This window comes from Pseudomonas sp. NFPP04 (assembly GCF_900113815.1).
GTDB classification, from domain to species: domain Bacteria; phylum Pseudomonadota; class Gammaproteobacteria; order Pseudomonadales; family Pseudomonadaceae; genus Aquipseudomonas; species Aquipseudomonas extremorientalis.
The window spans coordinates 135,668-148,378 of record NZ_FOQS01000007.1; the positions used below are offsets into that span (position 1 = coordinate 135,668).

Consider the following 12,711-nt stretch of genomic DNA (forward strand, 5'->3'; position numbering starts at 1 on the left):
GTCTGGTAGAATCCGCGGCCTAATTACGTGCGGTATTCGACAATAGTGTCGAGTGGCGGCACGCTAGCCCGAGGAAGTGCCATGAAAGCCGATATCCATCCAGCGTACGAAACCATCGAAGTCACCTGCAGCTGCGGCAACAAGTTCGAAACCCGTTCGAACCTGTGCAAGCCACTGGGTACTGACGTATGCAACGAGTGCCACCCGTTCTACACCGGTAAGCAGAAAACTCTGGACACCGGCGGCCGTGTACAGCGCTTCGCAGATCGCTTTGGTGCTTTCGGCAAGAAGCCTGCTGCTGCTCCAGCAGAGTAAGGCTCAAAAGCCTTATGGGCTTTTGCCAGCTGTTGAAAAAGGCGTCCCGTGTGGGCGCCTTTTTTGTGCCTGGGATTTGGCTTTCAGTCGCCCAGGCCGACGTGTTTTGCCCCGCGCCGTCCGCCTTGGCCCGGGTGGAGGTGCAACGCGTGGTGGATGGCGACACCGTGCGCCTCAAGGATGGCCGCAGTGTGCGGATGATCGGTCTCAATGCCCCGGAAACCGGCAAGCAAGGCCGCTCCGACGAGCCCTACGCCGTTGCGGCCCGCCAGCGTTTGCAGGTGTTGGTTGAGGCCAGTGGCGGCCGGGTTGGCTTGGTGCCGGGGCGCGAGAGCAAGGACCGCTACGGCCGTACCTTGGCCCACCTCTACAGCGCTGATGGAAAGAATCTTGAGGCGCAACTGCTGGCCGAAGGCCTGGGGTTTCAGGTGGGGGTCGCGCCCAATGTCGATCTTGTCGCTTGCCAGACAGCTGCGGAGGACAGCGCCCGTGACGCGCGTTTGGGCGTATGGCAGCAGTCACCCGTGCAAAGCGTGGCGCAACTCAAGCAGTCCGGCTTCGCCCTGGTCAGCGGCCGAGTGAGCAAGATCGAACGCAATCGTGGTGGAATCTGGATCGAGTTGCAGGGTTCACTGGTATTACGCATTGCACCCGAACTCGCCCGCCGGTTCGACTCGGTATTGCTCAGTGGTCTGCAAGGCAGGGCAGTCGAGGCCCGTGGCTGGGTGCAGGATCGATCCAAACGGGGTGGCCGGAAAAACGGCCAGGCACGTTGGTTGCTGCCGCTGACCGACCCCAGCATGCTCAAATCGGCTGATTAATAAAAAATTGTAGACATTTTTTTATTCGATTGTGAACAGTTAACCCCTTGTATCCCGTGGCCTTAGACCAAAGTACGGCGCTTTGGGGCCTTGACACCTGTGACTACCCAGTCTTGTAGGGACTTTGCGACACGCGTATCCTCGGCGGTCCGTCGACCAACAGTAAAAGCGGAATGCCGATATGTCTGATTTGAAAACTGCCGCTCTCGAATATCATGCCCATCCTCGTCCAGGAAAGCTGAGTGTAGAGCTCACCAAGGCCACTGCCACCGCCCGCGACCTGTCGCTGGCCTACAGCCCTGGTGTTGCCGAGCCCGTACGTGAAATCGCCCGCGACCCCGAACTGGCGTACAAGTACACCGGCAAAGGCAACCTGGTTGCAGTGATTTCCGATGGCACCGCGATTCTCGGCCTGGGCAACCTCGGTCCATTGGCCTCCAAGCCAGTCATGGAAGGCAAGGGCGTGCTGTTCAAGCGCTTTGCCGGCATCGACGTTTTCGACATCGAAGTCGACTCCGAAAGCCCGCAGGCTTTCATCGACACGGTCAAGCGCATTTCCATCACCTTCGGTGGCATCAACCTGGAAGACATCAAGGCACCTGAGTGCTTCGAGATCGAAAAGGCCCTGATCGAACAGTGCGACATTCCGGTATTCCACGATGACCAGCACGGCACCGCGATCGTAACCGCGGCCGGCATGATCAACGCCCTGGAAATCGCCGGCAAGACCCTGGCTGACGCGCAGATCGTCTGCCTGGGCGCCGGCGCTGCGGCCATCTCCTGCATGAAGTTGCTGGTGAGCATGGGCGCCAAGCTGGAAAACATCTTCATGGTCGACAGCAAGGGCGTGGTCCAGTCCGAGCGTACCGACCTGAACCAGTACAAGGCGATGTTTGCCCACGCCACCGACAAGCGCACCCTGGCTGACGCCCTCGACGGTGCAGACGTGTTCGTCGGCCTGTCCGGCCCGAACCTGCTGAGCGCCGAAGGCCTCAAGTCCATGGCGGCCAACCCGATCGTGTTCGCCTGCTCCAACCCGGACCCGGAGATCTCGCCGGAACTGGCTCACGCCACCCGCAGCGACGTGATCATGGCCACCGGCCGTTCGGACTACCCGAACCAGGTCAACAACGTACTGGGCTTCCCGTTCATCTTCCGTGGCGCCCTGGATGTTCGCGCCAAGCGCATCAACGAAGAGATGAAAGTGGCTGCCGCCAATGCCCTGCGTGAACTGGCCAAGCTGCCGGTGCCTCAGGACGTGTGCGACGCCTACGGTGGCGCCAAGCTGGAATTCGGTCGTGAGTACATCATCCCGAAACCAATGGACAAGCGCCTGATCACCCTGATCTCCGATGCCGTGGCCAAGGCCGCCATCGAGACCGGCGTGGCCACCCTGCCGTATCCGAAGCACTACCCGCTGAAAAGCGTGGATGATGTGTTCAACGGCTAAGCCGTTGTAGCGCACCAACAGAAAGCCCCGGCTCTTGCGAGTCGGGGCTTTTTTGTGGCGATTCACTTGGGCCTTGTGGAGACCCAAGTGTGGGAGCGGGCTTGCCCGCGATAGCGATGGATCAATCAGCTCATGTGGCGCCTGACACACCGCAATCGCGAGCAAGCCCGCTCCCACATTGAATCTGTTTCAGGCCATAAATCTCCCTAGAACAGATCGATCGGCGCCGCCTCATCCGCCGGCAGCGGGCTACCCGGTGCAACGCCATTGCCCAGCTCGTTGACCGACGGCGGCGTGTCTTCGCTTTTGAACAGTTCGAAGTACGCGTTCGGCGTGCTTGGCGAAGCTGCACGGCCACTGATCGGGTCGATGCGCAGGCTGAGGATGCCTTCCGGCTCCGGCTGGGTGTGCGGCGGCTTGTCCTTCAAGGCTGCGCCCATGTAGCTCATCCAGATCGGCAGCGCGACGGTGCCACCGAACTCGCGGCGACCCAGGCTTTCCGGCTGGTCATAGCCGGTCCACACGGTGGTCACGTAGTCGCCGTTGTAGCCGGAGAACCAGGCGTCCTTGGATTCGTTGGTGGTACCGGTCTTGCCGGCGATGTCCGGCCGGTTCAGCGCCAGGGCGCGGCGGCCGGTCCCCTTCTTGATCACATCTTCCAGGATGCTGTTGAGAATATAAGTGGTACGGCCATCGACAATACGCTCGGCAACTGCCGGCGCCTGTGGCTCCGCCGGGGTACCGTTGGCGGCCTGCGTCGTGCCTGGGGTCGGCTCGATGGTGATGCCGCCATTGCTTGGCGCTGCCAGGCCATCCGTCGCTGCCACGCCGTTGACCACGTCACCGGGCACGCGTGGTGGATTGGCGGTGAACAGGGTTTCGCCGTTGCGGCTTTCGATCTTGTCGATCAGGTACGGTGTGATCTTGTAGCCGCCGTTGGCAAAGGTGCTCCAGCCGGTGGCGATTTCCATCGGTGTGAGGGTCGCGGTGCCCAGGGCGAGGGACAGGTTGGGCGGCAGGTCTGACTTGGCGAAACCGAAGCGCGTCATGTAATCGATGGTCTTGCCCACGCCCATTGCCTGCAGCAAGCGGATCGACACCAGGTTACGCGACTTGTACAGCGCTTCGCGGATGCGGATCGGGCCCAGGAAGGTGTTGGTGTCGTTCTTCGGGCGCCAGACCTTGTCCAGGTACTCGTCGACAAACACGATGGGTGCATCGTTGACCAGGCTGGCGGCGGTGTAGCCGTTGTCCAGCGCGGCGCTGTAGATGAACGGCTTGAAGCTCGAGCCCGGTTGGCGCTTGGCCTGGGTCGCGCGGTTGTAGTTGCTCTGCTCGAACGCGAAGCCACCGACCAGGGCACGGATTGCACCGTTCTGCGGGTCCAGCGACACCAGTGCGCCCTGGGCCAGCGGCACCTGGCTGAACTTGAGGCTGTCGTCCTTCTGGCGTTGTACGCGGATCAAATCGCCCACCTGCGCCACGTCCGACGGTTGCTTGGGCATCGGGCCCATGCTGTTGGTGTTCAGGAACGGGCGCGCCCACTTCATGCTGTCCCATGCCACATGGGCTTCGCCGGTGCGGGTCAGGACCTGCACGCCATCTTTTTTCACCTGGGTGACGATGGCCGGCTCCAGGCCGCTGATCGCACGTTGTTTGCCCAACTCGGTGGTCCACGCGCTCAGGGTCTTGCCCGGCAGGCGTGATTCGGGGCCACGGTAGCCGTGACGCTGGTCATAGGTGATCAGGCCGGAATGCACCGAATTATTGGCGATATCCTGCAAGTCGCTCGGCACGGTGGTGGTCACGCGGAAACCTTCGGTATACGCCTCGCTGCCGTAGCGGCCGACCATCTCGGCGCGCGCCATTTCGGCGATGTAAGGGGCGTTCACTTCCGGCGTCGGCACGTGGTAGCTGGCATTCAACGGCTCGGCGATGGCGCTTTCGTAAGCGGCCTGGTCGATCTTGCCCAGCTTGTACATGCGTCCCAGGATCCAGTCGCGGCGCTCTTTGCTGCGCGCCGGGTTGGCCAGGGGGTTGAAGCGTGAGGGCGCCTTGGGCAGGCCGGCGATCATGGCCATCTGCGCCAGGCTGGCGTCACGGATGGACTTGCCATAGTAGACCTGCGAGGCCGCCTCGATCCCGTAGGCGCGGTTGCCCAGGTAGATCTTGTTCACGTACAGCTCAAGGATCTCATCCTTGGTCAACTGGCGTTCGATTTGCAGCGCCAGGAGGATCTCGGTGGCCTTGCGCGAAAAGCTGCGCTCGCTGGTCAGGAAGAAGTTCTTCGCCACCTGCATGGTGATGGTGCTGCCGCCGGATTGAATGTGTCCGCTTTTTACCAATTGCGTGGCCGCACGCACCAGGCTGCTGGGGTCGACGCCATAGTGGTTGGCAAAATTATCGTCCTCGGCCGAGAGCAGGGCGCTGATGAAATTGGGTGGAATATCGGCAAAACGGATCGGTGTGCGGCGCATTTCGCCGAACTCCGCGATCAGTTTTTCATCGCTGCTGTAGACCCGCAAAGGAATCTGCAACTGGATACTTCTGAGAGCCTCTACGGAGGGCAAACCCGGACTAAGGTAGAGGTAGGCCCCGCTGAGCACGAGCAGCAGCCCGCAAACGATGGCGACAATGGAGTACCCGAAAAACTTCAGCAGACGAATCAAGGCTTTTGGATTTCCAGAGAAAAGAATGGGTTAGGCGTCGGGGCTTGCATGGCAATCGATGGATCGACCCGAGCTGCAGATAAAAAGCGGCAAAAAACGCTGGGCATTAAAGCATTTTTCGACTTGGGGCGTCATTCGCACCTGCTCAACAAGTCGACCGAATGCATGGCGCCCGGCGGCAATCAGGCGGTATGACAGGCAAAGCTTTAGGGAGTTTTATGGGAAAAGGATTTTTCACGGGAAAACTCGATACCCTGCTGGGCGTCGACATCAATGACACGGCAATCCGGCTGGTGGAGCTGGGCCGTTCAATCACGGGTTACCACATTCGGGCCTATGTCACCCAGGCATTGCCGGTACGCTCGGTGGTCGACGGCACATTCCTGGATCTCGAAGGCGTGGGACGCACCTTGCGCAGTGCGTTGTCGCGAATGGCAACGTCGGTCCGTGGTGCTGCCGCTGCGGTATCCGGGCCCTCGGTGATCACGCGCATAATCGAGATGGAGGCTGGGCTCTCCGACGATGAGATGGCCTGGATGATCCAGATGGAGGCAGACCAGTACATTCCTTATCCATTGGATGACGTGGCCATCGACTTTCAAGTGCGCGGGCCGACCGCCCTGGACCCAGGTCGTGTCGAGGTGCTGCTGGCGGCGTGCCTGAAGGAACACGTCGAGGCACGGGAGGCGGTTCTGGCGCTGGCCGGGCTGGTGCCGAGGGTGGTCGATGTCGAAGCGTTTGCATTGGCGCGCGCATGCAGTCAGGATTTCGCCAGCTTCACGCCGGGCCATCGAGTCGATGGTGCACAATGGGCCGTGGACGCCCACGGGATGGGAATTGCTTGCGGGTTGGCCCTGAGGAGTTTCGCTTGAAGACACGAATCAACCTTTTGCCTTGGCGCCAGGCGCTGGCGGAGCGGCGACGCAAGTACCTGCTGGCGTGCCTGCTGGCGTTCGCCTGCGCGGCGCTCGCAGCCGTGTGGCTGGCGGACCAGGTGATCGACCAGGCCATTGACCGGCAAGTGACCCGTAATGACCATCTGGGCAAGCAAATCACCGGCCTGGATTCGCGCATCAAGACCATCGACGACCTGCAGGAGCAAAGCCAGCAGTTGGCGCAGCGCATGAAGGTTGTGCAGGACCTGCACGACTCCCGCTCGTCCGGTGCGCAATTGTTGGATCAGTTGGCGCGCGCAGTACCCGACGGTGTCCATCTGCATGAAGTGGTGGCGAAGGGCGATACGGTGAGTATCAGCGGCAGTGCCGAGTCGAGCCAGGATATCGCCCAACTGATGCGTCGCCTGGAGGCCGCGCAAGGCGCCCACTCTACGCGGTTGCAACAGGTGCGAACCGAGGGCGCGCGTGGCAACAATGAATTCCAGCTGATGGTGCGACAGGGCGAGCCTTCCGAGGCACAACCTTGAGCCCGTTGAGGCTCAATCTTTCTGCACTCACTCACAACGCTGCAAAATGGCCCCTGCCTGGCAAGGCCCTGTTGGGCTGTGCGCTGGCGAGCCTGATATTTGTGGTGGGTGACCTTGTGTACCTGAGCCCGTCGCGTCAGCGGCTAAGCCAGGTCGAGGTGCGGGAAGTGGCCCTGCAACAGCAAGTCGCTCAAAAGACGGCCATGGCTGCCCCCCTTGAGGCGCGCACGCAGCAGCTCCAAGTGATGCAGGTGAAAGCCGATGAGCTTTTCCGGGCGTTGCCGGGCGAATCCGAAATGCCCGGCTTGCTGGAAGACATCGCGCACTTGGCATTGGCCAATGGTCTGGTGGTCGAGAGCGTCACGCCATTGGACGAACAGTCTCAGCAGTACTATCACGAGCAGCCGGTACAGGTCGGCGTGACAGGGGCTTACCACGACCTGGCGACGTTCCTGAGTAGCTTGGGTGGTCTGGCGCGAATCGCGACGGTGCATGATGTGGTCCTGCGGCGGGATGGCAAGCTGCTGCGCCTTGATCTGCTGGTCAAGAGCTACTGGCAGCCGGGCGGCGGGGGAGGCGGTCAGGCCCGCCAAGGGCAGCCCTTTGTCTACGAGGCTTCTGGGCTGCGCGACCCTTTTCAGCGGCTTGCCGTTCAGGTCGATCATCTACCTGGGCGGCCAGCCCGTGCGCCAGATCTCGCCCGGCCACGTGCAGCCCTGGAAAGCCTTGCGCTGGACCAGTTCGAAATGGTCGGCACGCTGTCTCGCGGGTCGCAGGTTTTCGCCTTGCTGCGTGCGGCCTCCACGGTGCATCGCCTGGCGGTCGGTGACTATCTGGGGCCGGACCATGGCCGGGTCACGGCCATCCATGAGCGTCACATAGAGCTGGTCGAGCTGTTTCCCGATGGTCAGGGTGCATGGCTGGAGCGCCCGCGAACCCTGGTGTTGAACGTCAACTCATAACGGAATCGAATCAATGAAAAGGATTTTCTTGTCCTTCGGTGTGGCGCTATGGATAGCGTTCACGGCGCCGATGGCTGTTGCTGTGCCCAATCGTGTAGACCTGATCCAGTTGCCACCGCCTGGCAGCGCCACGTCGAGCGCTTACACCGGCGACAAGCTGAACCTCAACTTCCAGAGCATCGAGTTGCGCACCGCGCTGCAGCAGATTGCCGATGTGGCGGGCCTCAATCTGGTTGCCAGCGACGATGTGCAGGGCTCGATCACCCTGCGTCTAAAGGATGTACCTTGGGATCAGGCGTTGGACCTGGTGCTGCAAGCCAAGGGCCTGGATAAGCGGGTAAAGGCCGGTGTGTTGCTGGTCGCGCCCGCCGAGGAGTTGGCCGCGCGTGAGCTGCTGACGCTGGAGTCGCGCAAGCAAATGGCCGAACTGGCGCCGTTGCGTCGGGAGCTGTTGCAGGTCAATTACGCCAAGGCGGCGGACCTGGCCAAGTTGTTTCAGTCATTCACGGGCCTTGAGGGCGTCACCGATGAGCGTGGCTCGGTGGCGGTGGATGATCGCACCAACAACATCATCGCCTATCAGACTGGCGAGCGGCTGGAGGAACTGCGCAGGATCGTGGCGCAGCTGGATGTGCCGGTGCGCCAGGTCATGATCGAGGCGCGGATTGTCGAGGCGAATGTCGATTATGACAAAAGCCTGGGCGCGCGCTGGGGTGGGCGGCTCGCTCGCGGCAACTGGAGCGCGGGTGGCATTCCCAAACCTCTGCCTGAAGGCGCGGAGCCGCCGGAAAACCCACCCAGTTCACCTTTCGTGGACTTGGGAACACTCAACGGCACCTCGGGCTTGGGCATCGCCTTTATCACCGACAACCTGCTGCTGGACCTGGAGCTCACCGCCATGGAGAAAACCGGTAACGGCGAAATCGTCTCGCAACCCAAGGTGGTCACGTCCGACAAGGAAACCGCACGCATCCTCAAGGGCACCGAGATTCCCTATCAGGAATCCAGCTCCAGCGGCGCGACCTCGGTGTCGTTCAAGGAAGCCTCGCTGTCGCTGGAGGTCACCCCGCAAATCACTCCTGACGACCGCGTGATCATGGAGGTGAAAGTCACCAAGGATGAGCCCGACTATCTCAATAAACTCAACGACGTGCCGCCGATCAAGAAAAACGAGGTCAATGCCAAGGTGCTGGTCAAGGATGGCGAGACCATCGTCATCGGCGGGGTTTTCTCCAATACCCAAAGCAAAGTGGTAGATAAAGTGCCATTTTTGGGCGATGTGCCGTATCTTGGCCGCCTTTTCCGGCGCGATGTGCTGGCGGAGAAAAAATCCGAGCTGCTGGTATTCCTGACTCCGCGTATTATGAATAACCAGGCGATTGCTGTGAGTCGTTGATTCTGTGCGAAATTTGATTCTTGTAGGACCGATGGGCGCTGGAAAAAGCACCATCGGCCGTTTGCTGGCCAAAGAGCTGCGCCTGCCGTTCAAAGATTCCGACAAGGAAATTGAATTGCGCACGGGTGCCAATATCCCATGGATCTTCGATAAGGAAGGCGAACTGGGCTTTCGTGACCGCGAGCAGGCGATGATTGCCGAGCTGTGCGGCTGCGATGGCGTGGTATTGGCGACGGGTGGGGGCGCGGTGATGCGTGACGAGAACCGCCGCGCGCTGCATGCCGGTGGCCGGGTGGTCTACCTGCATGCGTCGGTCGAGCAGCAAGTGGGCCGTACCGCCCGTGATCGCAATCGCCCGTTGCTGCGCACGGCCAACCCGGAGAAAACCCTGCGGGATTTGCTGGCGCTGCGCGATCCGCTGTATCGGGAAATTGCCGATCTGGTGGTAGAAACCGATGAGCGGCCACCCCGGATGGTGGTCCTCGACATTCTTGAGCGCCTGCAACGGCTGCCACCCCGTTAAAGCCAGGCCCGAAATGCGCTATTCTCGGCGGCGCGCCAACACCTCCCAAGGTGTGGCGTAGAGCCATCAGGCAGCGTCAGCGTTTGACGTTACCGGTCGTCAATACATCTTCAACGCGGGGACACATGCAGACACTTAAGGTCGATCTAGGCGAGCGCAGCTACCCGATCCATATTGGCGAAGGTCTGTTGGACCAGCCCGAGTTGCTCGCACCGCATATTGCCGGGCGGCAAGTGGCGATCATCTCCAATGAAACGGTCGCGCCGCTGTATCTTGAGCGTCTGAGCCGCAGCCTCGCGGCGTACTCCGTTATTTCTGTGATCCTGCCCGACGGCGAGGCCCATAAGAACTGGGAAACCCTGCAACTGATCTTTGATGGCCTGCTGACTGCACGTCATGACCGCCGCACCACCGTGATCGCCCTGGGCGGCGGTGTCATCGGCGACATGGCCGGCTTTGCAGCGGCCTGCTACCAGCGTGGCGTGGACTTTATCCAGGTGCCGACCACCCTGTTGTCCCAGGTGGATTCGTCGGTGGGCGGCAAGACCGGCATCAACCATCCGCTGGGCAAGAACATGGTCGGCGCGTTCTACCAGCCCCAAGCCGTGCTGATCGATACCGCGACTCTCAACACCTTGCCGCCGCGTGAGCTGTCGGCGGGTCTGGCGGAAGTCATCAAGTACGGGCTGATCTGCGACGAACCGTTCCTGACCTGGCTGGAAGAGCACGTCGACGCCTTGCGCAATCTCGACCAGGCGGCCCTCACCGAAGCCATTTCCCGCTCCTGTGCCGCCAAGGCACTCGTGGTGAATGCCGACGAACGGGAGTCCGGCGTACGGGCCACCTTGAACCTGGGTCACACCTTCGGCCATGCGATCGAAACCCACATGGGCTATGGTGTGTGGTTGCATGGAGAGGCCGTGGCGGCTGGCACAGTGATGGCACTGGAGATGTCGCAGCGCCTGGGCTGGATCAGTGCCCAGGAGCGTGACCGTGGCATCCGCCTGTTCCAGCGCGCCGGTTTGCCGGTGATTCCGCCTGAAGAGATGACCGAGGCAGATTTCCTCGAACATATGGCAATAGACAAGAAAGTGATCGACGGTCGACTGCGACTGGTGCTGCTGCGCCACATGGGCGAAGCGGTGGTGACCGACGATTATCCGAAAGAGATTTTACAGGCCACGCTGGGAGCGGATTACCGCGCCCTGGCCCAGCTTAAAGGTTAATAAGATCCCGATGACTAGTTTGCATGCCGACGAGGCGTTCCTCGGCCATTACCAGTTAAGCCACGACCCTTTTGCTCCACGGGTGCCTGGTTTCAAATTTTTCCCGGCCCAGCGCAAACCAGTGCTCGGCCAGTTGCATCACCTCGCGCGCTACAGCCAATTGCTGCTGGTCGTGACCGGCCCTTTGGGCAGCGGCAAGACCTTGCTGCGCCAGGCCCTGGTGGCCAGCACTAACAAGCAGTCGGTGCAGAGCGTGGTGGTGTCGGCCCGTGGTGCCGGTGATGCGGCGGGCGTGTTGCGCCAGGTCGCCCAGGCGCTGGACGTGGCGACTGCCGAACCGAACGCAATCCTCAAGCAAGTGGTGCAACTGGGCCTGACCGGCCAGGAAGTCTACCTGCTGGTGGATGACGCCGAGCAGCTCGACGAATCCGCCCTCGAAGCGCTGCTGGCGCTGGCGGCCGGTACGCCGGAAGGTCGTCCCCACGTGTTCCTGTTTGGTGAGTCGTCGCTGATTGCCGAGCTGGAGCAGATCAGCGGTGATCAGGAGCTGTTCCACGTCATCGAACTGCAGCCGTACGAAGAGGAAGAAACCCGCGAATACCTGGCTCAACGCCTGGAAGGCGCGGGCGCGGGTATCGAACTTTTCTCCGCTCAACAGATCTCTGATATTCACGAAAGCTCCGACGGCTGGCCTGGCACCATCAACCAGGTTGCCCGCGATGCCATGATCGAAGCTATGATTGCCAGCCGCACAGCGGTCAAGCGTCCAAAGATGGGGTTCTCTATGCCTAAGAAACACGTATTGGCTATTTCCGCCGTTGTCGTGGTCGCTGTCGCCGCCGCCTGGTTGATTCCAGGCCGCAGCAAGGCACCGACCACGGCCGGCGCGCCAACCGAACAGGCGCAGTTGCCACTGGGCAAACCCACGCCAAACGTCGAGTTCGCCAATTCCGGGCAACCGACCAACCTGCCGATGGTTGGCCAACCTGTCATGCGCGGCCCGCTCGCCGAAGAAGCCGGTGGTATCTCCGAAGGTGATGACGGCGTGCCGGTGGAAGGTTCCAGCGCAACACCGCCGACCGTCACGACCACTGCACCCCCTGCGGGCGTGCCAGCCGGTCAGCCAGCGGCAAAACCAACGCCGGCACCGACTGTTGCAACCGCCAAGCCTGCGCCTGTGACCAAACCGGTTGCGCCTGCGCCTGCGCCAGCCGCCAAGCCCGCTCCGGCCCCGGCTGCCAAGCCTGCTGAAAAACCATCCGCCACCGTTGCCAAGGCCGGTGCTGCAGGTAGCGGCTGGTATGGCAGCCAGCCTTCCGGCAACTTCGTGGTGCAGATCCTCGGCACCAGCTCCGAAGCCAATGCCCAGGCGTTCGTGAAAGAGCAGGGCGGCGAGTACCGTTATTTCAAGAAAGTGCTCAACGGCAAGCCTCTCTACGTGATCACCTATGGCAGTTTCTCCAGCCGTGCAGCGGCTGATTCTGCCATCAAGGCCTTGCCAGCGAAGGTTCAGGCTGGTAAACCTTGGCCTCGCACTGTTGCCAGCGTTCAACAAGAACTCGCAACAACTCGCTGAAGATCCGGCGGCCTTACCCAGGCCGCCCTCCCGGCACCTCAAAAAAACCGCAAGTGCGTGCTGTCTCTAGAGACCGCGCGCTTTGTGGTGTCTGCGTCACAGTGGCTTTTGAGTCGTAGCGGTCAGAATTAAAAAAAGTTTTGACTAGCACAGCATATCGCTTTAAACCTTTCATAAATGCGACATAGATTTGCGACATTTCGTCGCTAAATTTGTGAGCGTCTGTGTCGGTGTGTACAATGACCTCCCTTTTGCCCCCGCTAAGCCGGCGTACGTTCGGCGTGGAAGGTAACCGGTTGAATTGAAAAGAAATTTGCCTCGGAATAAGAGGCAGCCTGGTGAGAAAGTGT

11 protein-coding genes and 1 pseudogene are annotated in these 12,711 nt (G+C 61.1%); 11 read left to right on the plus strand and 1 reads right to left on the minus strand.

Annotated elements, in window-relative coordinates; genetic code table 11:
- The first annotated feature begins 81 nt into the window (after positions 1-81).
- The 3 genes from rpmE to BM017_RS16780 all read left to right on the plus strand — a co-directional run bounded on the left by rpmE (position 82) and on the right by BM017_RS16780 (position 2,586).
- Positions 82-315: a 50S ribosomal protein L31 gene (gene rpmE, locus BM017_RS16770; protein ID WP_092246401.1), complete on the plus strand. Its 234-nt coding sequence runs from the start codon at positions 82-84 to the stop codon at positions 313-315.
- A gap of 14 nt (positions 316-329) precedes the next feature.
- Positions 330-1,136, plus strand: a complete 807-nt coding sequence (locus BM017_RS16775) for a thermonuclease family protein (RefSeq protein WP_092246405.1) — start codon at positions 330-332, stop codon at positions 1,134-1,136.
- Between the two features lie 181 nt (positions 1,137-1,317).
- Entirely contained in the window at positions 1,318-2,586 is a 1,269-nt protein-coding gene (locus tag BM017_RS16780; protein WP_071492370.1) for a malic enzyme-like NAD(P)-binding protein, read from the plus strand.
- A gap of 206 nt (positions 2,587-2,792) precedes the next feature.
- On the opposite strand, the gene BM017_RS16785 is transcribed toward BM017_RS16780, so the two are convergent.
- A complete protein-coding gene (locus BM017_RS16785) occupies positions 2,793-5,252 on the minus strand; it encodes a penicillin-binding protein 1A (RefSeq protein ID WP_371914600.1) in 2,460 nt (819 codons plus the stop codon).
- Positions 5,253-5,303: 51 nt separating this feature from the next.
- Between BM017_RS16785 and BM017_RS29145 the strand changes: the two genes are divergently transcribed.
- From BM017_RS29145 to BM017_RS16820, 8 genes and pseudogenes are all read left to right on the plus strand, one after another.
- Positions 5,304-5,450, plus strand: a complete 147-nt coding sequence (locus tag BM017_RS29145; RefSeq protein WP_156682174.1) for a hypothetical protein — start codon at positions 5,304-5,306, stop codon at positions 5,448-5,450.
- Positions 5,451-5,473: 23 nt separating this feature from the next.
- A complete protein-coding gene (pilM, locus tag BM017_RS16790; protein ID WP_092246410.1) occupies positions 5,474-6,127 on the plus strand; it encodes a type IV pilus assembly protein PilM in 654 nt (217 codons plus the stop codon).
- Entirely contained in the window at positions 6,124-6,678 is a 555-nt protein-coding gene (locus tag BM017_RS16795; RefSeq protein ID WP_092246413.1) for a PilN domain-containing protein, read from the plus strand. The genes pilM and BM017_RS16795 overlap by 4 nt, the downstream gene beginning before the upstream one ends.
- Positions 6,675-7,640, plus strand: coding sequence for a pilus assembly protein PilP (locus BM017_RS16800; protein ID WP_092246416.1), 966 nt, complete (start codon positions 6,675-6,677; stop codon positions 7,638-7,640). The genes BM017_RS16795 and BM017_RS16800 overlap by 4 nt, the downstream gene beginning before the upstream one ends.
- Before the next feature lie 139 nt (positions 7,641-7,779).
- A pseudogene (locus BM017_RS16805) lies at positions 7,780-9,036 on the plus strand (type IV pilus secretin PilQ); the annotation flags it as partial.
- Positions 9,037-9,040: 4 nt separating this feature from the next.
- Entirely contained in the window at positions 9,041-9,559 is a 519-nt protein-coding gene (gene aroK, locus BM017_RS16810; RefSeq protein ID WP_003171222.1) for a shikimate kinase AroK, read from the plus strand.
- Between the two features lie 125 nt (positions 9,560-9,684).
- Positions 9,685-10,785, plus strand: a complete 1,101-nt coding sequence (aroB, locus tag BM017_RS16815) for a 3-dehydroquinate synthase (protein WP_021492321.1) — start codon at positions 9,685-9,687, stop codon at positions 10,783-10,785.
- Between the two features lie 10 nt (positions 10,786-10,795).
- Entirely contained in the window at positions 10,796-12,361 is a 1,566-nt protein-coding gene (locus BM017_RS16820; RefSeq protein WP_092246422.1) for an SPOR domain-containing protein, read from the plus strand.
- Positions 12,362-12,711 lie beyond the last annotated feature (350 nt).

Excerpts from the sequence above, each read along its gene's own strand:
- BM017_RS29145 (WP_156682174.1), top strand. The coding sequence starts at position 5,304 with ATGGCAATCGATGGATCGACCCGAGCTGCAGATAAAAAGCGGCAAAAA.
- BM017_RS16775 (WP_092246405.1), top strand. The coding sequence starts at position 330 with ATGGGCTTTTGCCAGCTGTTGAAAAAGGCGTCCCGTGTGGGCGCCTTT.
- BM017_RS16820 (WP_092246422.1), top strand. The coding sequence starts at position 10,796 with ATGACTAGTTTGCATGCCGACGAGGCGTTCCTCGGCCATTACCAGTTA.
- rpmE (WP_092246401.1), top strand. The coding sequence starts at position 82 with ATGAAAGCCGATATCCATCCAGCGTACGAAACCATCGAAGTCACCTGC.
- pilM (WP_092246410.1), top strand. The coding sequence starts at position 5,474 with ATGGGAAAAGGATTTTTCACGGGAAAACTCGATACCCTGCTGGGCGTC.
- aroB (WP_021492321.1), top strand. The coding sequence starts at position 9,685 with ATGCAGACACTTAAGGTCGATCTAGGCGAGCGCAGCTACCCGATCCAT.
- BM017_RS16780 (WP_071492370.1), top strand. The coding sequence starts at position 1,318 with ATGTCTGATTTGAAAACTGCCGCTCTCGAATATCATGCCCATCCTCGT.